This window comes from Vibrio sp. E150_018 (genome assembly GCF_053544035.1).
Genome location: NZ_JBHGNY010000001.1, coordinates 1 through 26,145, shown reverse-complemented (window position 1 = coordinate 26,145; position 26,145 = coordinate 1). Strand labels below are relative to the sequence as shown.

Annotated in this window: 23 protein-coding genes; 15 read left to right on the top strand and 8 right to left on the bottom strand. The window is 41.4% G+C overall.

Annotated elements, in window-relative coordinates; genetic code table 11:
• Positions 1–79 precede the first annotated feature (79 nt).
• From ACE3G9_RS00115 to choV, 7 genes are all read left to right on the top strand, one after another.
• The gene (locus tag ACE3G9_RS00115; protein WP_417880993.1) at positions 80–2,020 is read left to right on the top strand and encodes a ligand-gated channel protein; all 1,941 of its coding nucleotides are present in this window, start codon (positions 80–82) and stop codon (positions 2,018–2,020) included.
• 276 nt (positions 2,021–2,296) lie between these two features.
• Complete coding sequence (gene betI, locus ACE3G9_RS00110) at positions 2,297–2,902, top strand: transcriptional regulator BetI (RefSeq protein WP_449218089.1); 606 nt, start codon at positions 2,297–2,299, stop codon at positions 2,900–2,902.
• An 8-nt stretch (positions 2,903–2,910) separates the two neighbouring features.
• A complete protein-coding gene (gene betB, locus ACE3G9_RS00105) occupies positions 2,911–4,371 on the top strand; it encodes a betaine-aldehyde dehydrogenase (RefSeq protein ID WP_449218088.1) in 1,461 nt (486 codons plus the stop codon).
• A gap of 85 nt (positions 4,372–4,456) precedes the next feature.
• Complete coding sequence (gene betA / locus ACE3G9_RS00100; protein ID WP_449218087.1) at positions 4,457–6,157, top strand: choline dehydrogenase; 1,701 nt, start codon at positions 4,457–4,459, stop codon at positions 6,155–6,157.
• Between the two features lie 33 nt (positions 6,158–6,190).
• A complete protein-coding gene (locus ACE3G9_RS00095) occupies positions 6,191–7,135 on the top strand; it encodes a choline ABC transporter substrate-binding protein (protein WP_417880997.1) in 945 nt (314 codons plus the stop codon).
• A 76-nt stretch (positions 7,136–7,211) separates the two neighbouring features.
• Entirely contained in the window at positions 7,212–8,057 is an 846-nt protein-coding gene (gene choW / locus ACE3G9_RS00090) for a choline ABC transporter permease subunit (protein WP_417880998.1), read from the top strand.
• Positions 8,058–8,059: 2 nt separating this feature from the next.
• Positions 8,060–9,271: a choline ABC transporter ATP-binding protein gene (gene choV / locus ACE3G9_RS00085; protein WP_417880999.1), complete on the top strand. Its 1,212-nt coding sequence runs from the start codon at positions 8,060–8,062 to the stop codon at positions 9,269–9,271.
• A gap of 72 nt (positions 9,272–9,343) precedes the next feature.
• Here choV and ACE3G9_RS00080 read toward each other — a convergent pair whose 3' ends face one another.
• Positions 9,344–9,787 carry a YtoQ family protein gene (locus ACE3G9_RS00080; protein ID WP_449218086.1) on the bottom strand — a complete coding sequence of 148 codons (444 nt, stop codon included), beginning with the start codon at positions 9,785–9,787 and terminating at the stop codon, positions 9,344–9,346.
• A 26-nt stretch (positions 9,788–9,813) separates the two neighbouring features.
• Positions 9,814–10,110, bottom strand: a complete 297-nt coding sequence (locus ACE3G9_RS00075) for a putative quinol monooxygenase (RefSeq protein ID WP_449218085.1) — start codon at positions 10,108–10,110, stop codon at positions 9,814–9,816.
• Positions 10,111–10,183: 73 nt separating this feature from the next.
• On the opposite strand from ACE3G9_RS00075, the gene ACE3G9_RS00070 reads away from it, so the two are divergent.
• Positions 10,184–10,588, top strand: a complete 405-nt coding sequence (locus ACE3G9_RS00070; protein WP_449218084.1) for a VOC family protein — start codon at positions 10,184–10,186, stop codon at positions 10,586–10,588.
• Between the two features lie 122 nt (positions 10,589–10,710).
• Here ACE3G9_RS00070 and ACE3G9_RS00065 read toward each other — a convergent pair whose 3' ends face one another.
• Positions 10,711–11,622 carry a LysR family transcriptional regulator gene (locus ACE3G9_RS00065; RefSeq protein WP_449218083.1) on the bottom strand — a complete coding sequence of 304 codons (912 nt, stop codon included), beginning with the start codon at positions 11,620–11,622 and terminating at the stop codon, positions 10,711–10,713.
• A 167-nt stretch (positions 11,623–11,789) separates the two neighbouring features.
• Between ACE3G9_RS00065 and ACE3G9_RS00060 the strand changes: the two genes are divergently transcribed.
• The 3 genes from ACE3G9_RS00060 (at position 11,790) to ACE3G9_RS00050 (ending at position 16,399) form a co-directional block, all read left to right on the top strand.
• Positions 11,790–13,571 (top strand): sodium:solute symporter family transporter, encoded by a 1,782-nt coding sequence (locus ACE3G9_RS00060; protein WP_449218082.1) that lies wholly within the window; start codon positions 11,790–11,792, stop codon positions 13,569–13,571.
• Between the two features lie 67 nt (positions 13,572–13,638).
• Positions 13,639–14,190: an acyltransferase gene (locus tag ACE3G9_RS00055; RefSeq protein WP_449218081.1), complete on the top strand. Its 552-nt coding sequence runs from the start codon at positions 13,639–13,641 to the stop codon at positions 14,188–14,190.
• A gap of 1 nt (position 14,191) precedes the next feature.
• On the top strand, positions 14,192–16,399 hold the full coding sequence (locus ACE3G9_RS00050; protein ID WP_449218080.1) for a heparinase II/III domain-containing protein: 2,208 nt from the start codon (positions 14,192–14,194) through the stop codon (positions 16,397–16,399).
• 89 nt (positions 16,400–16,488) lie between these two features.
• Here the strand turns inward: ACE3G9_RS00050 and ACE3G9_RS00045 are convergent, their stop codons facing one another.
• Complete coding sequence (locus ACE3G9_RS00045) at positions 16,489–18,108, bottom strand: peptide ABC transporter substrate-binding protein (protein ID WP_449218079.1); 1,620 nt, start codon at positions 18,106–18,108, stop codon at positions 16,489–16,491.
• Between the two features lie 167 nt (positions 18,109–18,275).
• Here ACE3G9_RS00045 and mpaA point away from each other — a divergent pair, with 167 nt between their 5' ends.
• Positions 18,276–19,013, top strand: coding sequence for a murein tripeptide amidase MpaA (mpaA, locus tag ACE3G9_RS00040; protein WP_449218078.1), 738 nt, complete (start codon positions 18,276–18,278; stop codon positions 19,011–19,013).
• Here mpaA and dgcA read toward each other — a convergent pair.
• The 3 genes from dgcA to ACE3G9_RS00025 form a co-directional block, all read right to left on the bottom strand.
• Positions 18,976–19,950, bottom strand: a complete 975-nt coding sequence (dgcA, locus tag ACE3G9_RS00035) for an N-acetyl-D-Glu racemase DgcA (protein WP_417881005.1) — start codon at positions 19,948–19,950, stop codon at positions 18,976–18,978. The two genes, mpaA and dgcA, sit on opposite strands and share 38 nt — an antisense overlap.
• A gap of 1 nt (position 19,951) precedes the next feature.
• Complete coding sequence (locus ACE3G9_RS00030; protein ID WP_417881006.1) at positions 19,952–20,593, bottom strand: YdcF family protein; 642 nt, start codon at positions 20,591–20,593, stop codon at positions 19,952–19,954.
• A gap of 123 nt (positions 20,594–20,716) precedes the next feature.
• Positions 20,717–20,941, bottom strand: coding sequence for a hypothetical protein (locus ACE3G9_RS00025; RefSeq protein ID WP_417881007.1), 225 nt, complete (start codon positions 20,939–20,941; stop codon positions 20,717–20,719).
• A 456-nt stretch (positions 20,942–21,397) separates the two neighbouring features.
• On the opposite strand from ACE3G9_RS00025, the gene gltS reads away from it, so the two are divergent.
• The 3 genes from gltS (at position 21,398) to ACE3G9_RS00010 (ending at position 25,097) form a co-directional block, all read left to right on the top strand.
• Complete coding sequence (gene gltS / locus ACE3G9_RS00020) at positions 21,398–22,621, top strand: sodium/glutamate symporter (RefSeq protein WP_417881008.1); 1,224 nt, start codon at positions 21,398–21,400, stop codon at positions 22,619–22,621.
• Positions 22,622–22,801: 180 nt separating this feature from the next.
• Positions 22,802–24,160, top strand: coding sequence for an MDR family MFS transporter (locus ACE3G9_RS00015; RefSeq protein WP_417881014.1), 1,359 nt, complete (start codon positions 22,802–22,804; stop codon positions 24,158–24,160).
• Positions 24,161–24,194: 34 nt separating this feature from the next.
• The gene (locus ACE3G9_RS00010; protein ID WP_193000112.1) at positions 24,195–25,097 is read left to right on the top strand and encodes a 1,4-dihydroxy-2-naphthoyl-CoA synthase; all 903 of its coding nucleotides are present in this window, start codon (positions 24,195–24,197) and stop codon (positions 25,095–25,097) included.
• 559 nt (positions 25,098–25,656) lie between these two features.
• On the opposite strand, the gene ACE3G9_RS00005 is transcribed toward ACE3G9_RS00010, so the two are convergent.
• On the bottom strand, positions 25,657–25,953 hold the full coding sequence (locus tag ACE3G9_RS00005; protein WP_449218077.1) for a hypothetical protein: 297 nt from the start codon (positions 25,951–25,953) through the stop codon (positions 25,657–25,659).
• Between the last annotated feature and the right edge of the window lie 192 nt (positions 25,954–26,145).

The window sequence follows — 26,145 nt, the reverse complement described above, 5'->3', positions numbered from 1 at the left end:
CATTGATCTATTCAATAGCTGCCAAGATGATAATAATCGCAAATGAATTTAATAATCATTATCATTTAAAGGAATAATAATGTCTAGTTATCGTTTACCGCTTTCCACTTTAGCGGGATCAATTTTATTGGCCACTCAAGCACACGCTGCTCAACCTACAAAAACCGAAACTATGGTCGTCACTGCCTCTGGTTATGAACAAGCTGAAATGACCGCTCCGGCGAGTATCAGTGTGATCACTCGTGATGAATTAGAAAATAAGTATTATCGCGATGTGACTGATGCACTGAAAACCGTTCCTGGTGTCACCATTACCGGTGGTGGCGATAACAAAGACATTAGTATTCGTGGCATGGGCTCAGCCTATACCTTGATTCTGGTTGATGGTAAGCGTCAATCTTCTCGTCAAACTCGTCCTAATAGTGATGGTCCTGGTATCGAACAAGGCTGGCTGCCACCTTTAGAAGCGATTGAACGTATCGAAGTGATCCGTGGCCCTATGTCGACGCTTTATGGCTCTGATGCGATTGGCGGTGTTATCAACGTGATCACCCGTAAAGATGCTCAGCAATGGCATGGTAATGTTCAGCTTGGTACCACGATTCAAGAAAACCGTGATTCAGGTGATGAGCGTAGTGCTAACTTTTACTTAACAGGCCCACTGACTGACAACTTGACCGCTCAGTTTAATGGCCAAACCACCGTCCGTGATGAAGATGACATTACCAATGGTTATGAAGATAAAGATTTAAATAGCTTTAACTCTAAACTCATTTATCAATTAAATGACGATCATGACTTTTCTCTTGAAGCGGGTATTAGTAAGCAATCTCGTGCCGGCACAGTAGGAAAATCGGTACCAACAACCGGATGTCGAGGTACTTGTGCAGATTCTTTAGATGAATATAAGCGTACTAATTACGCGATCACCCATAATGGTAATTGGGGTGCGGTTGGACAATCCAATACTTACCTACAATACGAAGACTCGGAAAATAAAAGCCGAGAAATGGAAAGCATGAATACGGTGTTTAAAACCAGCCTTGTCACACCCATTTATTCTCATACTTTGACATCTGGCTTTGAATACACTTATGAAAAACTTGAAGATTACACTTCAAATAGCGCATCTGATTTAACCGAATTAGATAGTTATCGTTATGCGTTCTTTTTAGAAGATGAATGGGCGATTGTCGACTCATTCAGCTTAACTGTTGGTGCACGTTTGGACGACGATAAAAATTATGGCACTCATGTCAGCCCACGTGCTTACGGCGTGTGGAGCATTACATCAAACTGGGTTCTAAAAGGCGGAGTATCAACTGGTTACCGCGCACCAACACTAAGAGAAACATCGGCTGATTGGGCGCAAGGTAGCCGAGGCGGTGATATTTATGGTGACCCGGATCTAAAACCAGAAACGTCAATTAACCAAGAAATCAGTCTAAACTACCAAGCTGATTTTGGCTTAACCTCGTCGGTCACTCTGTTCCATAATGACTTCAAAGATAAAATTACTCGCGTTGCTTGCCCAAGCTGCGGACCAATCAATAGCAGTGGTAGTGTAGCGACTAAACGCACAAACGTAGATAAAGCAGAAACACAAGGGGTCGAATTTGCTCTAGGCACTCCGCTCGGTGAAAGTGTCTTCTGGAACGCAAGCTACACCTTAAATGATTCAGAGCAAAAATCAGGAGCTTACAAAGGCCAACCTTTAGTTCAACTGCCAAAACACTTATTTAGTACCGATCTTTCTTGGCAAGCCACGTCTGATTTAGAAGCTTGGACTCAAGTGACATATCACGGCGAAGAAATGGAGCCGATCACTGGTCCATCATCAAGAAGCATCGAGGCGCCATCTTATACTTTCTGGGATATGGGTGTTAGCTATCACTTAACCAGCAATGTATCAGTGAATGCGGCGGTTTATAACCTACTTGATCAAGAAGTCACTTATGATGAATATGGTTATGTAGAAGACGGACGTCGTTACTGGGTAGGAATGAATGTAGGATTCTAATCCACCAGAGATCCATGCTTTACTAATAACCAATATGCCAACCTACTTTTTAAATAGGTTGGCATTTTTTTTCCCAAAAACTCATTACATCCATAATCAAAATCTCTACTTGTTAATTTTATTAACAATATATAACATCATGATAATTAAATAAATACCTTCACACTCCATCTGGAAAACCCTGTAAAACCAAAAATATTAATTTGAGGTCTAAACATTTTGCGTGTAGCATTATTGTTAATTAACCGTTCAATAAAAAATAAATGGGTTCGAAATATGCCAAAAGTTGGAATGCCTGATATTAGAAAACCGCAGCTAGTAAAAGCCACGATGGCGGTCATTGAAAGAGTAGGTTTGCACGGCGCAAGCATTTCTCTCATCAGTAAAGAAGCGGGCGTATCCACTGGTATCATTAACCATTATTTCGGCGGTAAACACGGACTACTAGAAGAGACCATGCGAGCCATTTTAAGAGCGCTCTCAGACACGGTAAAAATCAAACTCAATGGTTTACCAAGCGATGCTCACCAACAACGCATTATTGGCATTGTGAACGCTAACTTTGAAGGCTTTCAGGCTGAAAATAAAGTTGCCAAAACATGGTTGGCATTCTGGTCTTACTCGATGCATGACGCACAATTAAAAAGGCTTCAACGCGTCAATGAACAGCGTTTGCTTTCACATTTAAGAATTGAATTAAAAGCGCTACTCCCTGATGAACAAGCCAACTTAGTGGCACATGGCATTGCATCTCTAATCGATGGTATTTGGCTGCGTGGCACCTTAAACCCGGAGGGTATTGATGCCGAAAAAGCACGAGAAATCATCAATGACTACCTCGATAAACAACTCGCTTTTTACAATCAACCTTCACATCATTAGGCTTTTATATGACCACAGAAACTCTATACATCCACGGCCAATTGACTGCTGCAACATCTGGTGAGACCTTCAACAGTATTAACCCTGCCAATGGTGAAGTGATCGCTGAAATCGGCCAAACCTCACAGGATGATCTCAACAAAGCGATAGCATCAGCGAAACAAGGCTTTCAAGTATGGTCCCAAATGAGCGCCGTGGAACGCAGTCGTATTTTATTAAAAGCGGTTGAAATCCTTAGATCACGAAACGATGAACTGGCGACTTTAGAAGTAGTCGATACCGGCAAGCCACTGCAAGAAGCACTAGAAGTCGATATTATCACCGGTGCTGACGTAATTGAATATTACGCCAACCTCGTTCCAAGCCTACAAGGTGAACAACAACCCCTTAGTGATGAACAGTTTTTCTATACCCGCCGTGAACCTTTAGGCATTTGTGCTGGCATTGGTGCTTGGAACTATCCAATTCAAATCGCCATGTGGAAATCAGCTCCAGCCCTCGCTGCAGGTAACGCGATGATTTTCAAACCTTCAGAAGAAACGCCGCTGTCCGCTCTCAAACTGGCTGAAATATTTACCCAAGCAGGTGTGCCGGATGGCGTATTTAATGTTATCCAAGGCGATTACCGCGCAGGTCAAATGCTAACGGCTCACCCTGATATCGCGAAAGTTTCCTTCACAGGTGAATCAGGCACAGGGAAAGCCGTTATGGGTGACAGTGCTAAGACTTTGAAATCGGTCACTATGGAGTTAGGTGGTAAATCACCTTTAATTGTTTTTGACGATGCCAAACTTGATCAAGCGGTATCTGCCGCCATGGTGGCGAACTTTTATACTCAAGGTGAAGTGTGTACCAATGGTACTCGAGTCTTTGTACATCAAGCTATCTACCAAGATTTCATTAAACAATTAAAACTTCGCACCGAAAAAATGACTATTGGTGATCCTATGGACATTAATACTCAAGTCGGTGCGTTGATCTCTAAACAGCATTTAGACAAAGTACTGGGCGCAATTGAAACCGCCAAACACAGCGGCGCTAAATTGCTCACTGGCGGCTACCAAGTAACCGAAAATGGATTAGATAAAGGTAACTTTGTTGCCCCAACGGTTTTTATCGATTGTGAAGACGACATGGCGCATGTTCAACAAGAGATCTTCGGCCCTGTTATGTCCGTTCTCCCTTTTAGGGATGAAGACGAAGTAATCACTCGCGCTAATGCAACCGACTACGGACTTGCCGCCGGTGTGTTCACGCAAAACCTATCACGCGCTCATCGCGTTATTCATCAACTAGAAGCCGGTATTTGTTGGATAAATACCTGGGGAGATTCCCCTGCAGAAATGCCTGTCGGTGGTTATAAGCATTCCGGCATTGGTCGCGAAAATGGTACTGAAACCCTACGTCACTATACGCAAACCAAAAGTGTGTTTGTCCATCTTGGTGACTTCGAAAGCCCTTATGAATAAAAGCGAGTGATTTATCTATCGTTGAGCAGTCACTCACGAGTCTTTAAACCGATACGTTCTTAAACGGAAGCGGAGAATCAATCTTATGCAACAACACTACGATTATATTATCGTCGGTGCGGGTTCGGCCGGCTGCGTATTAGCCGACCGACTTAGCGAATCTGGTGAACATAACGTTTTACTATTAGAAGCTGGTGGCAGTGATAAAAGTATTTTCATTCAAATGCCCACCGCACTTTCTTATCCGATGAACAGTGATAAGTACGCTTGGCAATTTGAAACCAAAGCAGAGTCTGGTCTTGATGGCCGTCAATTACACTGCCCTCGCGGAAAAGTACTTGGTGGTAGTTCCTCGATTAACGGTATGGTTTATGTACGTGGCCATGCTTGTGATTTTGATCAATGGGAAGAATCTGGCGCACAAGGCTGGAATTATCAAAACTGTTTACCTTACTTTCGTAAAGCGGAAAGCTGGTTCGAAGGCGCTAATGATTATCGTGGTGGCAACGGCCCTGTTGGTACCTGTAACGGTAATAACATGGATCGTAACCCTTTATACCAAGCTTTTATTGATGCTGGAAAAGAAGCGGGTTATCCAGAAACCCAAGACTACAACGCCTATCAGCAAGAAGGCTTTGGCCCGATGCACATGACGGTTGATGGTGGCGTGCGTGCTTCCACTTCCAACGCTTATCTACGCCGAGCACTTAAACGTCCTAATCTAACGTTATTAACGGGTATCGTCGCTCATAAAATCTTACTCGAAGGCAAAACCGCACGTGGGATTGAATTCGAAAAATCTGGAAAAATCGTTCAGGTTTATGCGGATCAAGACGTGATTTCAAGTGCCGGTTCTATTGGTTCGGTGCAACTGCTTCAACTATCAGGCATCGGCGATTGCGAAACATTAAAACAAGCTGGCGTAGAGTTAAAGCACGAATTACCTGGTGTGGGTGAAAACCTACAAGACCACTTAGAAGTTTACTTTCAATATGAGTGTAAACAACCCATCACGTTAAATAGCAAACTCGGTTTAGTTAGCAAAGGCTTAATTGGCGCTGAATGGATCTTAAAACGCACTGGGTTAGGTGCTACCAACCACTTTGAATCTTGCGCTTTTATCCGCTCACGTAAAGGCTTGAAATGGCCGAATATTCAATACCATTTCTTACCAGCCGCCATGCGTTATGATGGTCAAGCCGCATTTGATGGTCATGGCTTTCAAGTTCATGTTGGTCCGAATAAACCAGAAAGTCGTGGTCGCGTCGCGATTGAATCCAGTAACCCTCATGCAAAGCCAAGCATCGAATTTAATTACATTTCAACCGATCAAGACCGTCAAGACTGGCGAGACTGTATTCGCCTTACTCGTGAAATTTTAGCTCAACCTGCTATGGATAATTTCCGAGGCACAGAGATCCAACCCGGTATTGAGGTTGAATCCGATCAGGCGATTGATCAATGGGTAAAAGAAAACGTAGAAAGTGCCTATCACCCATCTTGTACCTGCAAAATGGGTGCAGAGAATGATCCTATGGCAGTAGTTGATGAGCAGTGCCGAGTCCTAGGCATTAAAAATCTACGAATCGTCGACTCCTCTGTTTTTCCAGTTATCCCTAATGGCAACTTAAATGCGCCAACCATTATGGTTGCTGAACGTGCCGCCGATATGATCTTAGGTCGACCATTACTGACTCCCGATAATGTTGCGGTTTGGATTGACCCCAATTGGCAACATACCCAACGCATCCAACAGCCAGTACGCGCTTTACCACTGGCCGAATAATTAATAGCAAGTCACTGATTACAAGGAATGATTATGCCACTAAAAAAAACAGCACTATTTACGTTAGGACTTACCAGCCTAGCCACTTTTAACGCCTACGCAAATCAATGTGAAACGGTACGTTTTTCGGATGTTGGTTGGACCGATATCACCGCAACCACCGCCGTTACAAGCCAACTATTAAAAGGCATGGGCTACCAAACCGAAACAGAATTACTTTCGGTTCCCGTGACTTACTCTTCTATGGCCAATGGCGATATTGATGTCTTTCTTGGTAACTGGATGCCAACCATGGAAAACGATATCAAAAAATACCGCGAATCAGGCAAAGTAGAGACCGTGCGTGCCAACCTAGAAGACGCTAAATACACATTGGCAGTGCCTAAGTATGTTTACGATGCTGGGGTAAAAACTTTTGCAGATATCGCTAAAAATGCCGATAAATTTAATGACCGAATTTACGGTATCGAACCAGGTAACGATGGTAATCGCCTATTGCAAAGCATGATTGATCAAGATGCTTTTGGCCTAAAGGACTTCCGCTTAGTCGAATCTAGTGAAGCTGGCATGGTTTCTCAAGTCACCCGCGCAGTACGTCGTAATCAATGGATCGTTTACCTAGGTTGGGCTCCACACCCGATGAACAGCAAAGTTGAAATGAAGTACCTTGCCGGTGGCGATGACTTCTTTGGCCCTAACTATGGTGGAGCAAGCGTACACACCAACGTACGCCAAGATTACTTAACCCAGTGTCCAAATGTCGGCAACTTATTAACCAATCTTAAATTCAGTCTGGAAATGGAAAACCAGATCATGAATTCAATCTTAAACCAAAATAAGAAGCCTGCTATTGCTGCTCGTGAATGGTTAAGCCAACACCCTGAACAAATCCAAACTTGGCTCAAAAATGTCAAAACTCTGGATGGTCAAGCTGCCGCACCAGCAGTCATTACTTATCTCAAGCAATCCATGAAGTAATTAGCAAACGCAACACTCTTTTTTTAATATTTTCAATTGAGCTGGTGGGTGTAAACTCGCCAGATAAGGCAGTACTGTGAATTTTATTACCGATCATAAAATCCCACTTGGGCATTGGATGGAAATTGTTGTCGATTGGCTCACCATCAATGCAGCAACACTTTTCGATGCAATTTCTATCTTTCTTGAAACCATCATAATGAGCCTAGTCAGTGTTTTTCAATGGCTGCCACCTGCAGTCCCTATCGTAGTTACCGCCGCACTGGCTTGGTATTTACACCGTAAATTATCTTTAGTGATGTTCATCATTGCCTCACTACTACTAATTTTAAATATGGGCTATTGGCAAGAAATGCTGGAAACCTTTGTTCTCGTCTTCGCGGCGACAACGATTTCCGTATTAATTGGCGTCCCACTAGGCATCATGGCAGCGCATCGCCCTTGGTTGTATACCTTAATGCGCCCTATTTTAGATTTAATGCAAACCGTACCAACCTTTGTTTACTTAATCCCAACCTTGGTATTGTTTGGATTGGGGATCGTACCGGGACTGATTTCAACCATAATTTTTGCTATCGCCGCCCCAATCCGTTTGACCTATCTCGGCATTATTAAAGTGCCAGAAGAGCTAGTGGAAGCCGGTAAAGCATTTGGAGCCAGCCGAATGAAGTTATTGTTTAAAGTCGAGTTACCTGCGGCGCTACCAAGCATTATGGCAGGTGTCACACAGTGCATTATGTTATCGCTTTCTATGGTTGTCGTTGCGGCACTCGTTGGGGCGGATGGCTTAGGCAAACCAGTGATCCGAGCATTAAACACCGTCAATATTTCTCAAGGGTTTGAAGCGGGACTCGCGATTGTTCTGGTCGCCATCATTCTTGATCGTTTATGTAAAACACCAAACCAAGCTAAAGAGGGATAATTATGGACGCAATTACAATTAACAACCTTGATGTGGTATTTGGTGATAACCCAGACAAAGCGATAGAACTACTCGACAAAGGTAAATCTCGCCAAAATATTATTGACCAGACCGGCCAAGTCGTCGGGGTCGATGGCGTCAATATCAAGGTCAAAGAAGGCGAAATTTGTGTATTAATGGGGTTATCTGGTTCAGGTAAATCAAGCCTACTACGCGCGGTCAATGGCCTGAATACCATTTCTCGAGGTTCATTAGAAATCAAAGATGGTGATAACCTTGTTGATCTTGCGAACTGCGATAGCACAACTTTACGTCATTTGCGAACTCATCGAGTATCCATGGTATTCCAAAAGTTTGCCTTAATGCCTTGGTTGACGGTACTTGATAACGTTGCCTTTGGTTTAGAAATGAAGGGAATGAGCAAATCCGATCGCCGTAAAAAAGCACTCGAGCAATTGGAAATGGTGAGCCTAGCAGAATGGGCAGATAAACACCCACACGAGTTATCTGGTGGCATGCAGCAACGTGTCGGTCTTGCACGTGCTTTCGCTATGGATACCGATATCCTACTGATGGATGAACCCTTTTCAGCGCTCGATCCATTAATCCGCGCTCAACTGCAAGATGAGCTACTCGAACTGCAAAAAAAATTAAACAAGACTATTTTGTTTGTCAGCCATGATTTAGATGAAGCGCTTAAAATCGGCAACAACATTGCGATTATGGAGTCAGGTCGTTTAATTCAACACGGCACACCAGAAGAAATCGTCCTCGCGCCTAAAACTCAATACGTTAAAGATTTTGTGGCACACACAAACCCACTCAACGTGCTAAAAGGTCGCTCTTTAATGCAGCCGACTCACGATCTTAGATCAGATGATCATCGCATTCAGTTATGCGCGAATACCGGGATCTGGATAGAAAAACCGACCTCAACATCGAGTTTAGAGAATCTAACCATCAACAGTACTGAGTCTTTAACACTAGTAGAATGGGAAAAAATTCAAGATTTAACAGCGATTGAGCCCAACATGCTGGTCATGGCAAGCCCTGAAATTAGTATGCGTGATGCCATTGAACTCAAAAATCGCACCGCTCATCCCGTTTTAATGGTTGAACATGGCAAGCTAGTTGGAGTATTGAACGACAGCGAGTTTTATAATGCTTTATTGGGTAATTATCAAAGCTTCGAGCAAAGCTCAAATGCAGCCTAACCCACAGATAAAACAAGCTACCTAAATAAAAAACTCTCGTATCGGCGAGAGTTTTTTCATTTAAACAACAATTTACTTCTGCAATAACAAATACGACAAAATATCCACGACTTGTTGAGGGTTAATCGCCCAGGCTTGTGCGCTGGCATCAACTTCTTTTAGTGGGTGGATAATATCTTCACTGTGCAAGGTAATATAAGGCTTATCCAACGCAGCACAATAACCCGCATCAAAAGCAGCGTTCCACTGTTTGTACTTATCGCCAAAGCGGATAATCGCTAGATCGCATTGCTTAATTTGCTTTTGAATTCGAATCGCGTTCACTTTGGCTGATTTATGATCGCGCCAAAAAGCATTAGACTCCTCGCCTAGCCCATCGCCAGCCGCATCACTACTTTCATGATCTGTCACAGCTGAACTAAATGTGATATCCAACCCTTTCTCTTCACAACCTTGAATAATTTGGTTTCGCCAATCTGTATGTATTTCACCTGACAAGTAGACATTCCAACTCATATATTTACTCCTTTCTATTCTCAATACTATTGATTTCGCTGAACTACATCACAACGAATGACTGAGACATTTTCAACAATATCTGCCAGATATTTTCGACTTTCTAAATAATGCTCGGTCTTTTTATGCTCCGCTAACGCGCTTTCATCTTGATAGATTTCATATAAATAAAAATGATGGTCATTGATTTGATCCACCAGCACATCGAAAGCATGGCAGCCTGATTCGTTTAAAACTGAGGCTTTTGCATTCTCTTGCATGATCGATAAATACTGCTCACGACATCCATTCTTCACTTCATTTTTCACAATGATACAAAACATATTTTCCTCCATGCTTAGCAAAATCACCACAATTGTATACAATAAATAATACAAAGTCATTTAAGGAGGATATATGCAAAGACCAAAACCATTTAATGGATTAAGACATTTAGCTTTACAGGTCTACGCTTTTGAGGAATGTGTCCATTTTTATCATGAGATTATGGGAATGGCGATACTTCGTCGTGCGAATGACAACCTAGTCTACCTAAGTTGTGGCAACGATAACTTATCACTGTCTCGCTCCCATTCAGAGCAAGAAAGCGGTCACCATAACCTTGATCACTTTGGCTTTGTGGTAGATAGCAAACAAGAGTTGCAGCAATGGTATGAATTTTTACAATCCCAAGGAGTTCCGTTGATCGATACCCCTCACGATCATAGTGATGGTGCACGTAGTTTTCACTGTACCGATCCGGCAGGCAATGTTGTTCAACCAATTTATCATCCGGCTATTTCTGGGCAAATATTCGAATAAGGGGCTATACCCAAATAACCTCAAGATCTGAATGACATTATCTTGAGGTCATACCCATCGTACTTAAAGCTGCAGTTTTGTTGATGGTATTCATTTGATCCAATTACTTTAGATATATCGATTTAATTATTGATCGTTTGTTGAATGCTGTCTGATTGCTTTAAACAACAGTCAACTAAGCTTTCAATATTATTATTAATTTGCCTCCTTCGATAATAAATATAAATAGGCCATAGAAGTTGCGATTCTTTTATTGGGATACACACGCAATCCGATTTTGAGATAAATTTAATGCACCTAGGGACAATCGAGATCCCTAAACCAGAAGATACCGATGTTACTAGGTGTCGCATGTTTTCAGGATGGAACGCCACATTGGGTGAAAACTCATAACTCTGACACAACATATGTATATGATCGTACATCTCAAGCCAATTCGACTTTTTGAATAAAATAAATTTCTCATTTCTCAATTGAGACATAGAGATTTCGGTGCATTTAGATAAAGGATGACTCAGCGGCAGAATCACAACTGGTTCATCTTGATATAATTCTTTTACTACAAATTCACTACCATCAATATCGGATAAGCGGCGTGTAAAACCAATATCAATTTTATTTTCAATTAATGCTATTCGTTGTTCTTCAACAGACATCTCATACAATTGAGTATTTATATTTTCATGATCGATTAAATATTCACCTATTAATTTAGGTAAGAAAAATGAGCAAGCGGTCGCAAGGTAACCAATACGAATCGATTGTTCAGCAGGCCTATCTGCCTCAACAACTAATTGTTTTACCTTTTTATCATTTTCAATAATTTTTATCGCTTCAGGCAAAAGAACCTTTCCTGCTGGGGTCAATTCCACAAGATGAGTCGTTCTGTTGAACAGTTTAACTCCTATCTCCCCTTCTAAATCTGATATATGTCTAGAAACCGTAGGTTGAACACTATTCAGCTCTTTTGCAGCTAATGAAAAATTTTTAATTCTGGCAACCGTTAAGAAGGTTCTTAATGTCTTAATATCCATTTTTTGCTCATTCGATAAACGCATTATTGTTATACAATAATATCATTTCCATGAATTGATAAGCCCTCTTATAGTGGAATGAGCTTCAAGTCCCATACTTGTTGCCAGCGATATAAATTAAATAATAAAAGCTTATCGCTTACCTTACATCAACAGGAATAATAATTATGGATATCAATATTTTTATAGTACTTGTGTACTTTGCTTTCCTCATAGGATTAGGCTGGGTTTTCAGAAACGCAACCAGTAATACCAGTGACTACTTCAGGGGGGGCGGTCATGTTTTATGGTGGATGGTTGGTTCAAGTGCATTCATGATGGCTTTAAGTGCAATGACATTTACAGGCTTAATGGGTAAAGCACTAACCAGCGGTATGTCTGTTGCTATTGTCTTTTTTGCCAATGCGTTAGGTTATTTCGTTAATTACTTATTTTTTGCAGCTAAAGCTCGCCAAATGCGTGTAATCAGTCCTCTTCAAGGTGCAAGAATGCGATTAGGTAAAACCAATGAACAAGTATTCACATGGGCGAATGTCCCATTAAGTGTGCTACAAGCTGCAATTTGGTTAAATGGCTTGGCCGTTTTCACCAGTGCGGTAATCGACATCCCTTTAGAAGAAACCATTATTGGTGCAGGTTTAGTCGTACTGTTCATGTCGCTGGTTGGAGGAAGCTGGGCCGTTATTGCCTCTGACTTTATGCAAATGCTCATCATTACTGTGATGACATTTATTGCAGCATTGGTAGCAGTATGGAAATCTGGTGGTGTCACTAATCTTTTAGAGGTTGGCTTACCAACTCAGCAACTCGTTGGTGAAGGTTATAGTCATACTTATTTATTTGTCGGTTGGTTTATTTGTATTTTTGTGAAGCAATTCTTCAGTACAAATAACATGGTCGATTCTTACCGTTTCATTGCTTCAAAAGACACCAGAAATGCTCGTAAAGCCGCTTTGTTAGCTTGCTCGCTTATGATCATTGGTCCTTTGATGTGGTTCCTTCCTGCTTGGTTTGTTGCTGGACATTACCCAGATACAAGTACTTGGGGATTAGAGGCACTTGGAAAAAATACGGCTGATGCAACCTATTATATGTTTGTGCATAGAGAAATGCCCTTAGGTATGGTTGGCTTAATGTTAGCGGCCATGTTTGCAGCAACCATGTCTTCAATGGATTCAGCGCTAAACCGTAACGCAGGCATTATCTTAAAAAGTGTTTATGAACCTTACTTCTGTAAAGATTCTAGTGAACAAAACCTAATGAGAGTAAGTAAATTACTCACGGCTGTTTTTGGCATCATCATTATTATTTCAGCACTATTTTTATCTTCATTGAAAGAGTTTGGTCTATTCGACTTAATGATGTTAGTCGGGACACTTGTAGGCTTCCCGCTATTGATTCCATCAATTATGTGTTTCTTTGTTCGAAAAACACCAGACTGGGCAGGATGGGGAACAATTGTTGTCGGTATGTGTGTATCAGCTTTCATTGCTTTTGTTATCACACCAGAAATGATCCAGCACTTATTAGGCTTAAACGAACCACTTAGTGCTCGAGAGTTTGCCGAAATGAAGTCTGTTACATTAGGGGTTATTGGACACATGTCTATTACATTACCTTTCTTTGTACTATCTAAACTCTTCTATAAAGAACCATCAGCAGAACGTGCTAAAGAAATAGAACAATTCTTTACCAATATTGATACTGAAGTTGTTGTAGAAGATACGCTTGAAAGCATCAAAGCGGATAATAAGCAGCATGAAATTCTTGGTAAAATGTTGATTTCTGCAGGTATATTCTTAGCTCTTCTGATGTTTATTCCAAATCCACTATGGGGAAGAGCGCTCTTTGTATTACTCGCAATATTGATTGCTGGTATAGGCGTGTTACTACTAAAAACACGAAGAAGTGAATCTGGCACTGAAATGAAAAAACCTCAAACGGTCTAATTTATTGTCAATCAAATTTAACAACTAAAAAGGTAGGAATAACATTCCTACCTTCCGTGGAGAAACTATGTCGGTTCAAAAAAAGTATGGTGGTGAACTTACAAGCGACGAATTTAGAAAATTCACGTTGTATACCACTCAAAGCAATAATCAAAAAGACGATAATACTCGAGCGAAAATTTTAGGGTTTACCAATGAAAATGTTCGTTTAGCCCCTGGTGCAATCGTACGTATTGGTGAAAACCAAATCGGTGATCATTCTTATGTAGGACTTTACAGTTATATCAATGGCGATGTGACGATTGGTCAACATGTTTTAGTCGGCCCTCATGTCTCTATTGTGGCATCTAATCACTTATACGATCCAACCACCGATTATTTCAGCGCTCGCTCTGATGAAGTTAAAGGTAAAGTCACGGTTGAAGATGGTGTGTGGCTAACGACAGGTGTTGTGATCACTCCCGGTGTGACAGTTGGACGTTGCTCTTTAATATGTGCAAATTCAGTGGTTACAAGTAACGTACCTCCCTATGCCATCATGGCCGGTTCTCCTGCCAAACAAATTGGTGAAATTTGTAAAGAAACGGGCAAATACAATTGGTTTAATAAGGAGAATTAAGATGTTAATGTTAAATCGCACTCATGACTTTCAAGTCTTTACTACTCCGAAAAATCAATCTGTTAGCCCAACAAACCCTCCTCGATTTAACTGGCCACAAACTCATTTTGAAGAGGTCTTTACTGTTGAATTATATTCAATCACTCAAGACCAAACATGGCGATGGAAAGAGATTCAATCACCATTTCAATTACCTTTAATTTTATTAAATGGTGAATATCAATGGCGATTAATTAATAAGAATGATTCTCCTACAGAATGGATGACATTTGAGATCACTGAACACTCAACGAGTTATCTTCCTCCTAGTGCAAAGCAACTGTTTAATTTATGCCAAGATAAACAACAGTGGTTAATGTATTTTGATGAAGATATTGAAACTTTACGCATTTCGTCTTGGTCTGCACATGACAAATTAAAAAAGACCGCTGAACAAGCAGATGTTGATGCTATTACTTACCCAACTCATTATCGTCGAGGTGAAGAAGAGGGTAAGCGTACTGCGATAACAAATGTTAGGAAGTGGATAGATAGAGATCTTATTTCACTCACTCTACTCTATAAAGTTTGGAAGGATCAGGATTCAGGAAAAAAAGCGGCTGAAATTTTATGCCGCATTGCGGAATGGAGCCCAGAAGGGCCTGCATCATTATTGCGCCCATGCCCTTGGGGAGATGAAGTCGGTTTATCTTTATCTCGCAATTTATACCTTGCTTATCATTGGTTATCGCCATTACTAACTGAAGATGAAAAAGACTTTATCAGACCAATGCTAATTCGCATTGCGCATCAAATGGAAATACGTTTAGAACAAGATAAATTTAAGCAATTTCCTGGTCATTCACATACATCAAGACTACCAGGTTACCTTGGTGTAGCTGCATTAACATTGTTCAAAGAATACGATGAAACTATTTGTGAACGTTGGTTAGACTATTCATTAATGATCTACCAATGTGTATTACCTTTTTATGGTGGTGAAGATGGTAGTTGGGCTGAAGGGCCATTTTATTCATCATCATATACCAAATGGCAGCACCCATTTTTCTTATCGGTAGAACGAATTAGTGATTTCTCATTTTATGAGCATCCGTTTTATAAAAACTACCACCAATTCGCACAAGATTTTGTCGTTCCTAATCATACGATCCATCCATTTGGTGACGGATTTTGGTGCCAAAGAACCGGACAAGAATGGCCAGGATTCTTTGCACAAAACCCATTACGTATTTATGCAGAACGTTTTGGTGATCAAAGATCTCGAGAACAATCGAACAAGCTAGAAGACAATATTGAAACGTATTTTTTACATTTATTAGATATCATTCCAACCATTAAACAATATCAATTCTTAACTAAAACAGCTGTTAAAGCCCCCGTTAAACAACAGAGTTTTTATCATCACTATTATGAATTTTCGGGGCTGGGAAAAGCAGCAAAAAATGATTTAAATCTCTATTTCAGAGCAAGCCAATTTGGCAATAGTTCCCACCGTCACGCCGATCAGGGCAATATTGCTTTTATATATAAAGAAGATAATGTTTTGGTACCAAGTGGTAGTTATGGATACCGTTTTGGTAGTCAACATCACGCGCAATGGACAAGAACGACCAAAGCCCACAACTTGCCATTAATTGAACATCAAGGACAAAAACTTGATACGGAAGATGCTATCGCTCGTGTCATAAAACAAGAAGCAGGAAAGAATTGGTATAGCGTTCAAATCGATCTAACGAAAGCATACTCTTCGTTAAAGCAATTTATTCGAACCTTAATCGTTATAGATAGCTATGGAGTTGTCACTTTAGATCATATTCATTGTGATCAAGAGCAATCATTACAATGGCGATTACACACAGAATGCCAACCACTACCAAATGAAAGCCATACGGTTTTACGAGGAAAACATAAGGATTATCAATTAACTCTGCATAATCAAGAAAATGTAGTTCCAAACATCACACATGGCTATCAACAGGAAACAAGTAAAAATGTTGTGATATCAGATGCAACTCAAGATGTTTATCATTTAGAGTGGGAGTTAGAGCGTAAGAAAGAGCACTTCATTGCAGCAAGCTGTTTGCTCCGACCTTTATCTTTGCAGCAAGAAACTGAGCAACTAATAATCTCTACTTTAGATAATACGTTCTTATTTGATACCAAAAATTTAATCTTATCAGTCAAGGACGATGCTTTAGAAAGTGTTTAATCCTTTCCGCTAAAGTACTCACTAAGGTTGGCAATCTCTCGCCAACCTTATTATTTTTTTAACGAGATATTTCAAGAACACATTTCTTATTACTTATCGATAAAATACAAATCCTTCGAGTAAATACGCCCTTCCGCATTGTGCATTGGGTAACCCCCTAGTTTTGGATCGACTAAGCGTGATTGCATAAAGTAGTAAATTGGTGCGATCGGCATATCTTGCGCCAACATTTGTTCTGCCTGATTGTAATATTGATTACGCTCTTTTAAATCAACGGCGGATTGAGCTTTAGCTAAGGCTTCATCGTATTTAGGGTTAACATAAGATGGGAAGTTTTTATCGTTATCAGAGCCTAATAAGGTTAAGAACGTTGAGGCTTCATTGTAATCCCCACACCACGAAGCGCGCATGATGTCGAAGTTACGTTCTTGACGCGCGGCTAGGTAAGACTTCCACTCTTGGTTATCGAGCGTCACTTCCATACCTAAATTCTTTTTCAACATAGAGGCAATCGCCACCGCTATCGCTTTATGGTTTTCACTGGTGTTGTAAAGTAAGTCGGCTTTTAGCGGATTATTGTGGTCATACCCTGCTTCTTTTAATAACTTAGCCGCTTCTTGATCACGCTGTTGTTGTGTCCACTGGCTGTATTCCGGCTGTGTCGCTTTGAAATTCGCAACATCTTGGTGAGCAAAAGTATAAGCGGGCACATTGCCTTTGGTCACGCCGTTAGCAATTACATCACGCATAATAGTGTATGAAATCGCTTTACGTACTCTAGGATCATCAAACGGCTTACGCTTGGTGTTTAAAGCGTAGTAGTAAGTACACAACAGCGGTGTGATTTTATAAGCATCTGGGTGTTCTTGTTTTAACTTGTCTACCATCGCGACCGGTACATCAGATGTAATATCCACTTCTCCCGTCATATAACGGTTCATCGCCGCAGTTTGGCTTTCAAATGGAATGTAAGTCACTTTGTTAATCACGGTATCTTTGTTATCCCAGTAATTAGGATTTCGTTCCATTTCCAAGCGCTCATTGATCACCCAATTGGTTAGCTTATACGCACCATTGGAAACCATATTTTCAGGCTTAGTCCAATTATCACCATGCTTTTCAACCGACTTTTGATGAATCGGCATCATCACTGTATGCGCCGTCATAGCCACAAAATATGGGACAGGCTTATCTAATTGAAATTGTAACGTATGTTCATCTAGCGCTTTAACACCAAGCTTTTTAACAGGCTGTTTACCATCAATGATCGCTTCTGCATTGTTAATGCCGGTCAGTTTTAAATACCAAGCGTTGGGTGATGCGAATTTTGGATCGACCGCAGTATGTAGGCTATAAACAAAGTCCTGTGCGGTAACAGGTTCACCATTCGACCATTTAGCATTTTGGCGCAAGTGGAAAGTATATGTTTGGTTATCTTTAGTTTCCCAGCTTTCTGCCACACCCGGAACCACACTACCATCTTGGTTTTGAATCACTAGTCCTTCAAACAAGTCACGCAGAATATGCATCTCAGGAATACCTTCCGCTTTTAATGGATTTAACGTCGCCGCCTCTGCATCGTTACCACGCACCAACTCTTGTTTTTTGGCTAGTGTCACACCATCAGGTACTTGAGCCGCAAAACTTGAAGTAGGTAAAAGAAGGGCAGAAAGGGTTAACGCTAAAACTGAAGGTTTAAAAGAGAGCATGAGGCTTCCTTGTAAATGAAGAAGTAATGGTCGAAAAGATAATAATAACTATAACGTTAACTATCGTTTTAACCCATATTTTTATTACGATTTTATACTTTCTATGTGAGCCTAATTCGGTAATACTGCTTAATAATGGATTTACAAATCTAGATTAGGAAGATCGTATGGCTGTCATTCTTCGACCTCGTGAGCAACGCGCTCAATTTCAATTCAAACCCACTACCTATGGTCATTCTGTACTCGGTGCGCCACTAGTCTATTTCCCTGCGCAAATTCAAGATGAAAATACCGGGCTGATTATCGCCGGTACTCACGGTGACGAAACTGCTTCAATCGTGAATCTTTCTTGCGCGTTGCGCTCAATAGAAACTGGCCAACTTCGTCACCATGTTGTGCTCAGTATGAACCCTGATGGTAATCAATTAGGGACTCGCACTAATGCCAATGGAGTAGATTTAAACCGCAACTTTGCGAGTCAAAATTGGCAAGCAGGCGGCACGGTATATCGTTGGAGTACTCAAGAGCCAGAGCGCGATGTTGCAGTAGGAACCGGTGAGACAGGCAATTCAGAGCCAGAAACCGCAGCATTATGTCATCTAATTGAAGAGATCAATCCAGCATGGGTAACCTCATTTCATGAACCTTTAGCCTGCATTGACGATCCTAGCTTTTCACCTTTAGCTCATTGGTTATCTCAGAAAATGAACTTGCCGATGGTGAAAGATGTTGGCTACGACACGCCGGGATCATTTGGTTCTTGGTGTGCCGAGCGTGATTTATTGTGCGTAACAGTAGAATTACCGCCAGTTTCTGCAGATTATGCCTGTGAGCACTATTTGGATATGTTGGTGGAGTTGCTGACCTCTACCCCCACAACTCTGGGCTCATCACCTTCATTGTAGAGATATCAAATTCAAAACCTTGCAGATGATCTTGGGCTAATAAAAGTGGGCCATCAAGATCAACGATTTGTGCGCCTTGAGCAACTACAAAAGCTGGAGCCATGCCAAGTGATGAGCCGACCATGCAACCGACCATAACTTGCATACCTTGTTCGATAGCGGCTTGTTTCAGTTTAAGCGCTTCGGTTAATCCACCGGTTTTATCAAGCTTAATATTGACCATATCATAGCGCCCCACCAGCTTAGCTAGGCTTGAAACTCCATGACATGACTCATCGGCACACAAGGTGATTGGACGCGTTAATCCATCAAGCCAATGGTCTTTATCCGCAGGAAACGGTTGTTCGATCATCGCCACGTTCAATGCTTTGAGTTGAGGGATCATCGCATTATACAATTCCACATTCCAACCTTCATTGGCATCAACAATAATCTTCGCATTAGGTGAATGGCGTCTGACTGCTGCAACTCGCTCAATATCACCTTCTCCGGCTAATTTTAATTTCAGCACTGGGCGAGTTTGATTGGCTTTGGCATCCTCACCCATTTTTTCAGGGCTGGCTAACGATAAAGTAAACGCCGTAGTAAGATCGTGAGGCTCTATTTCAAGCAACTGCCAAATGGTCTTTTGTTGCTGTTTACAGTGTAAATCCCACCAAGCGCAATCTAAGGCATTACGTGCTGCGCCTGCGGGTAGTAACTGTTGAATATCTTGCGCTGAATCGACTTGAGATAACTGCTCCGAAATAGTTTCTAAATCCGCCATCACTTGTTCAATCGACTCGCCATAGCGAGCATAAGGCACACACTCCCCTCGCCCTACATGTCCTTGTTGAGCTAAAGTGACGACCACTACATCAGCATGAGTTTTCGAACCGCGAGAAATAGTAAACGCACCATTGATTGGCCATGATTGAGTCGAGATCGTCATTTTCATATTACACATCCACGTGCTCGTCATAACCAATATTGCATAAAACAGAAAATGCTTGTTCAACCGATTCAGGAATATCTTGAGCAGCAAAGAAACCTTGGTTTGGATAGGTTTTAAGGCGTTGAATTTCACCGACCATCAGGTTTATCACTTCAGAAGAAGGATGCAGCGCACTGCAATAATCGAGGAATTCAAATTGAGGAGAACTGACTTGAGCTTGAACTTGTGGCCATAGTTGCTGACAAGTCGCCAACGCACGACGCTCCATATAAGGCTTCTGTACTAAAGTCACACTACTGAGAGTAAGCCCTTTAGATTGCAATAATTGTTGCGTGAAACGAAAGTTCTCACCAGTATTAGTTGATTGAGCCTCAAGTAAAATAGCATGATTAGGGATACCGCAATCCATGGCGATTTTAGCAAAAGTTTCCGCTTCAGAATGTTCAAACAACTCATCGGTCATTCGGCCTTTGCCACCTGAAATAATCAATAACGGGGCAATACCTTGATGATAAAGCTCAGCGGCTCGCTCACCAACACGTAAATCAGAACTGCCTAGAAGTAATAAAGCATCCGTTTTTTGAAGAGGTTGATCGAATTTTAAATACTTCCAGAGAGATAAAGCATGATCATAATAACGCGTCATTGTGCACTTCCATGTTAGATATAGAGTGATAATGACTTACTGTACTTGAGTTTTTAGCTGGTAGTAAGAGCAGACAAAAGAAAAGTATTGGTATATAAAAAATCGTCTAGATAAATAAAGTCCTCAATGAGCAGAATCTAATGAATATACGGCATTTTGATGATTACAATAACGACATAAACACACACGGTCCATTTTGTGGTAAGGTACGCCGCTGAAAAGGTGATTGATCAACTCATTGAATTTTTGGAACTTGTTTTTTAATGACATATCATCTTCCGCTCGCTTACGTAATATCGCTTTATGTTGAGTATCGCGGCAGCATGATTGGCAAAATAAAACAGGCATAAAATCTCCAGTAATCGGGCTCTAGAACAAAATACGAAACTATTATTTAACATACTAAATCCTACTTTGATTCTGACGTCATAAAATTGAAAACTCCATGTCAATAATTCAATCAAGATCAAACTTTACTAACCACTAGAGCCACTAATGATGCAACTTTTTGTTACTTCAAAACATAAGTAGCGAACGGTGTGATCATCTGTCCTAATTGCTCTCAATGATATCTATACCCAAGTGACTTCAAGATGCAGAATTCAGAGCTATCATCCAATCCTTTAGGCAAGGAAGATTGGCGAAGGATGTAAGCACCTTTCAAACTAATCTGACGCAGCCTATCTCTTATAAAAAGAAGAGATTTGAATGAAGCTCCCGAAGGTCAAGTTAAAACAAGCTTTATGCTCAATAACGGCGGTCTACATTTTCACTCTTTAAGTTTTACTTTTTTAGAGGCAGTATATGAATACAGTTTATCCTGTGAATTCTATCGAGTCTTTTTTGCTCGCGATCTTCGTGTTGCTACTCGGTCATTCTATTAATTCCAAAGTACCATTTTTATCTAAATATAAAATCCCAGAGCCAATTGTCGGTGGCTTAATTGTGGCGATTATTAGCACAATCTTACATTTCCAAAACATCACACTTGAATTTAATTTACCGCTAGAACATACCTTAATGCTGCTCTTCTTTACTACGGTTGGCCTATCCGCAAGCTACACTCAGTTACTAAAAGGTGGTAAAAAAGTCTTTATTTTCCTTGGTGTTGCATCTATCTATATCATTATTCAAAATGCGGTAGGTGTTGGCTTAGCAGAAGCACTGAAGATCAACCCACTACTTGGTTTAGTGGCAGGTTCTATCACGCTATCTGGTGGACACGGTACTGGTGCAGCTTGGGCAAGCACTTTCCAAAATACCTATGGCATTAATACTCTTGAATTTGCCATGGCGGCAGCCACCTTCGGCTTAATTGTTGGTGGTATCATTGGCGGACCAGTGGCACAACGACGCATTCAAAAGCACACCCTAGTGTCAAAATATGGCACCGGTGACAAGCACCACGATAATTTCCCAAATGTCATAACTTACAACGACCGTGAAGAAGATAAAGTCTCAGCTTATCGCGTGATTGAAACGTTATTTATGATGCTGATTTGCGTAGTGGGTGCGGTTTATGTTGAGCAATGGGTAAATACCGTTGAAATCCGTTGGCTAAAGATCCCAGACTTTGTATATGCCCTATTCTTAGGTGTGATTATCACTAATATTTTGGAAGTTTCAGGCAAGTACAAACTCAATACCGATACCGTTGATATTCTCGGAACCATATCCTTATCTCTATTCTTAGCGATGGCCTTGATGAGTTTACAATTATGGGAAATCTTTTCACTCGCGATTCCCCTGCTGATCATTTTATGTGTACAAACCATTATTTTAGCGGTGTTTGCTTACAATGTGACTTTCCGTGTGATGGGCTCAAACTATGACGCAGCGGTAATCACTGGTGGTCACTGTGGTTTTGGTTTGGGCGCTACACCAACCGCGGTAATGAACATGGGTTCAATTGTGACGCATTACGGGCCTTCGCCACAAGCCTTTATGGTCGTGCCAATTGTCGGTGCCTTTTTCATCGATATTGTGAACTTAATTATCATCCAAGGTTACTTATCGTTTATTGGTTAATGACTAAAGAGTGAATCAATCAGTCTAAACTGCGGATAACAGACTAAACTCTCAATACCGTGGTTCAGATTCATTAAGCACTAGGCTAATATCCATTTTGAACAAGAATAGCTTTGATAAACGTTGTGTTGAGGAAAAATAGTGACTGAACAAAAAGCGGTTTCACCACAAAAAATATTCATGAGTGTCGCACTCGTTATCGCGCTCGGATCGCTAGAAAAGAGCATCGTCACCACCCCGCTGCCTATCATTGGTGAGCAACTCAATGCAGGCAATGCACTCACTTGGGTCGTCACTGCCTATCTATTAGCGGCGACTGCGGTATTACCGGTTTATGGTAAACTCAGTGACATTCTAGGCCGAGTAAAAATGCTGTATATCGGCATTACGCTCTTTGTGCTAGGCTCGGCAGCATGTGGCTTCGCGCAAGATTTACCAACCTTAATCATTGCTCGTGTCATTCAAGGCATCGGTGGTGGTGGCTTAATTGCCCTCGCCTTTACTGTCATTGCCGACTGTATTCCGGCGCGTGAAGTAGGTAAATACCAAGGCTTCATCTCAATGGTCTATGCGGTTTCCAGTATCGCTGGCCCATTGCTTGGCGGCTATTTTGCTGAACACTTATCCTGGCGCTGGGTATTTTGGATTAATATCCCACTCGGTTTACTGGCAGTATTTTTGATTCGTCGTAACCTTTCACATTTAAATAAAAAGCGTAATTCGAAATTTGATTGGCTAGGCGCGATGATGCTGATGATCGGCTCCACCAGCTTACTGCTTTTACTCTCTCCCGAAGCCGAACTTCCTATGGGCTGGACGGGGGGTGCGTTTATTGCCTCAATCTTAATATTAGTTTTGGTTGAGCGACGCGTTTCCGATCCTATGCTGCCTGCTCGCTTAGCTAAACTACCCAACTACTTGGTTTGCATCTTACTGATTTTATGCTCACAGTTATTAATGTTTGCCATTTTGGTGTACCTACCAATGCAAATGCAGTGGCAGCGTGGTTTATCCGCTTCAGCCAGCGGCGAAATCATGGTGATCTTCATGTTTAGCATCACTATTGGCGCTTACTGCGGTGGCAAGCTAGTCAATAAATCAGGTGAAACCAAACGCTATGCATTGTTTGGGTTTTTACTGGCGGCAATTAGCTTTGCGATGATCCAACAACATTTTTATCCAGCGGTAGCTCTTGGTTTAGCAGGTCTAGGCATCGGCTTTACCCTGCCAGCGATTGGCGTAATGGTGCAAAACGTATTGCCAGCAAAAGACCGCGGTATTGGCATGTCATTATTTAACTTTGGTCGTGAATTAGGCGGAGCTATCGGCGTTGCTGCTTGTTCAACCGTATTCCAATTGAGCCTAAATCATGAAGGTGTTACCAAACAAAATAGCCTTGCGGAATATAGCCATGAAACCTTGGCAGCAGGCTTCAATGCGATTTACTTATTAATGGCGATCATGGCTGTGGTTTCTATGATAATCACACTGGTCGCGTTAAAAAAACAAACATTAGCTACCGAAATAAAACAAGATTAATACATCGAACTAAACCAAATAAAGGTCTGTCAGCATGAATAAAGTTTCAGATATTTTTAACCCTGAAGATTGGCAAGAAGTTGAAGGTTTTTCATTTGAAGATATTACCTACCACCGCGCAGTAGATGCCGGAGTAGTCCGTATCGCCTTTAACCGTCCAGAATGTCGCAACGCATTTCGACCTAAAACCGTCGATGAGCTTTTTTGCGCGCTTGAACATGCACGTATGTGGAGCGATGTAGGCTGCGTTTTGCTGACCGGTAACGGACCTAGTGCCCGCGATGGCGGCTGGGCATTTTGTTCTGGTGGCGATCAACGTATTCGTGGCAAAGATGGCTACAAATACGAAGGTATGCCACAAGACCAAATCGACCCTGCAAAATTAGGCAGACTACACATTCTAGAAGTACAACGTTTGATCCGCTTTATGCCAAAAGCCGTGATCGCAGTCGTACCGGGTTGGGCTGCTGGTGGTGGTCACTCATTGCATGTTGTGTGTGATATGACAATTGCCTCAGAAGAACACGCAGTATTTAAACAAACCGATCTCGATGTGGCGAGCTTTGACTCAGGCTACGGTTCAGCTTATCTAGCGAAAATGGTTGGCCAAAAGAAAGCGCGTGAAATCTTCTTCCTAGGTTTAGACTACAGCGCACAAGATGCTTTTGAAATGGGCATGGTTAACAAAGTGGTTCCACATGCTGACCTTGAAAAAGAAGCGCTTGAGTGGGGTAAGATCATTTGCCAAAAATCACCAACTGCACTACGCATGATGAAGTTTGGCTTAAACATGACTGACGATGGCATGGTTGGACAACAACTCTTCGCCGGTGAAGCCACTCGCCTCGCCTACGGCACTGATGAAGCGCGCGAAGGCCGTGATTCATTCTTAGAAAAACGTCCAAAAGACTTCTCTAAGTTTCCATATCACTATTAATGGTTAGCTGGTAAATCCGCATATGAAACAACGCCTTGAGCTTTTAAGTTCAGGGCGTTTTTGTATTGGTGGTGATACACAAATATAAACTGTTTTTGTAAATAGAAATGAATCACTCCGGCCTTGTCATCCCGCACATGAGCCTAAGCGAAGAAGATGCAGGATCTCGCTTTCACGTAAGTTTCCTTGGTGTGAGAGATTCCGGATAATTCGTTCCTCATTTCCGGAATGACGCGCTTGAGGGTAGCGACAGCTTTCAAACATAGTAGTTCAGGGCGTTTTTGTGTTGATTGTATTGGTTGTGATACACAAATATAAACTGTTTTTTAAATAGAAATGAATCGCTCCAGCCTTGTTATCCCGCACATGAGCCTAAGCGAAGAAGATGCGGGATCTCGCTTTCACGTAAGTTTCATTGGTGTGAGAGATTCCGGATAATTCGTTCCTCATTTCCGGAATGACGCGATTGAGGGTAGCTACAGCTTTCAAACATAGCTTGAGCTAATGAGGTGGCTAGCTCGATATTGGACAGATTAAAGTGCTTGTTAGCACTATTTTATTAAAACACCATTGCATGATCTACAAGATACCGACCATCTTCGTGTACTAAAACCATTTCAGCTACAAACTCACCAGGAACCTTTGTAAACTTTTGATTCCAAATAATAACAGCAGAATCCGGTCGTCTATATACCCCGATAAGAGAGCGCTCTGCGAAGAATCCTTTCTCTGTTTGGTATTTCACACAAACTTGCTGTAAATGATCTCTAGTGACAATTTTCAACATTCTTTTATTAAAATCACGAACATGTTTTTCATAATCAATGTTCGTTGAAGCTTGCATCAAGTTATCCATGATGGGAGTAGCTATCTACAATATTTCTTCCTTTGATAACTCTTCGAAATTCATACAATACCCTATAATGCTAGACATAATGACTCCCACGAAGGTGCTAGCCTCCAGTTTCGTGGGTTAGCGAAGCCAGAGCCATAATTAGTTTACTAAAGAACTAAATTAGGAGGCTAGCATGAATAACGATACCACTCT

Bases quoted from the DNA above. Each gene is read 5' to 3' on its own strand.
- mpaA (WP_449218078.1), top strand. From the start codon at position 18,276: ATGGCTGTCATTCTTCGACCTCGTGAGCAACGCGCTCAATTTCAATTC.
- ACE3G9_RS00095 (WP_417880997.1), top strand. From the start codon at position 6,191: ATGCCACTAAAAAAAACAGCACTATTTACGTTAGGACTTACCAGCCTA.
- ACE3G9_RS00025 (WP_417881007.1), bottom strand. From the start codon at position 20,941: ATGCCTGTTTTATTTTGCCAATCATGCTGCCGCGATACTCAACATAAA.
- ACE3G9_RS00015 (WP_417881014.1), top strand. From the start codon at position 22,802: ATGAGTGTCGCACTCGTTATCGCGCTCGGATCGCTAGAAAAGAGCATC.
- choV (WP_417880999.1), top strand. From the start codon at position 8,060: ATGGACGCAATTACAATTAACAACCTTGATGTGGTATTTGGTGATAAC.
- dgcA (WP_417881005.1), bottom strand. From the start codon at position 19,950: ATGAAAATGACGATCTCGACTCAATCATGGCCAATCAATGGTGCGTTT.
- ACE3G9_RS00045 (WP_449218079.1), bottom strand. From the start codon at position 18,108: ATGCTCTCTTTTAAACCTTCAGTTTTAGCGTTAACCCTTTCTGCCCTT.
- ACE3G9_RS00075 (WP_449218085.1), bottom strand. From the start codon at position 10,110: ATGTTTTGTATCATTGTGAAAAATGAAGTGAAGAATGGATGTCGTGAG.
- betA (WP_449218087.1), top strand. From the start codon at position 4,457: ATGCAACAACACTACGATTATATTATCGTCGGTGCGGGTTCGGCCGGC.
- ACE3G9_RS00065 (WP_449218083.1), bottom strand. From the start codon at position 11,622: ATGGATATTAAGACATTAAGAACCTTCTTAACGGTTGCCAGAATTAAA.
- ACE3G9_RS00010 (WP_193000112.1), top strand. From the start codon at position 24,195: ATGAATAAAGTTTCAGATATTTTTAACCCTGAAGATTGGCAAGAAGTT.
- ACE3G9_RS00080 (WP_449218086.1), bottom strand. From the start codon at position 9,787: ATGAGTTGGAATGTCTACTTGTCAGGTGAAATACATACAGATTGGCGA.
- ACE3G9_RS00005 (WP_449218077.1), bottom strand. From the start codon at position 25,953: ATGGATAACTTGATGCAAGCTTCAACGAACATTGATTATGAAAAACAT.
- ACE3G9_RS00070 (WP_449218084.1), top strand. From the start codon at position 10,184: ATGCAAAGACCAAAACCATTTAATGGATTAAGACATTTAGCTTTACAG.
- betB (WP_449218088.1), top strand. From the start codon at position 2,911: ATGACCACAGAAACTCTATACATCCACGGCCAATTGACTGCTGCAACA.
- ACE3G9_RS00055 (WP_449218081.1), top strand. From the start codon at position 13,639: ATGTCGGTTCAAAAAAAGTATGGTGGTGAACTTACAAGCGACGAATTT.
- ACE3G9_RS00115 (WP_417880993.1), top strand. From the start codon at position 80: ATGTCTAGTTATCGTTTACCGCTTTCCACTTTAGCGGGATCAATTTTA.
- gltS (WP_417881008.1), top strand. From the start codon at position 21,398: ATGAATACAGTTTATCCTGTGAATTCTATCGAGTCTTTTTTGCTCGCG.
- ACE3G9_RS00050 (WP_449218080.1), top strand. From the start codon at position 14,192: ATGTTAATGTTAAATCGCACTCATGACTTTCAAGTCTTTACTACTCCG.
- ACE3G9_RS00060 (WP_449218082.1), top strand. From the start codon at position 11,790: ATGGATATCAATATTTTTATAGTACTTGTGTACTTTGCTTTCCTCATA.
- betI (WP_449218089.1), top strand. From the start codon at position 2,297: ATGCCAAAAGTTGGAATGCCTGATATTAGAAAACCGCAGCTAGTAAAA.
- ACE3G9_RS00030 (WP_417881006.1), bottom strand. From the start codon at position 20,593: ATGACGCGTTATTATGATCATGCTTTATCTCTCTGGAAGTATTTAAAA.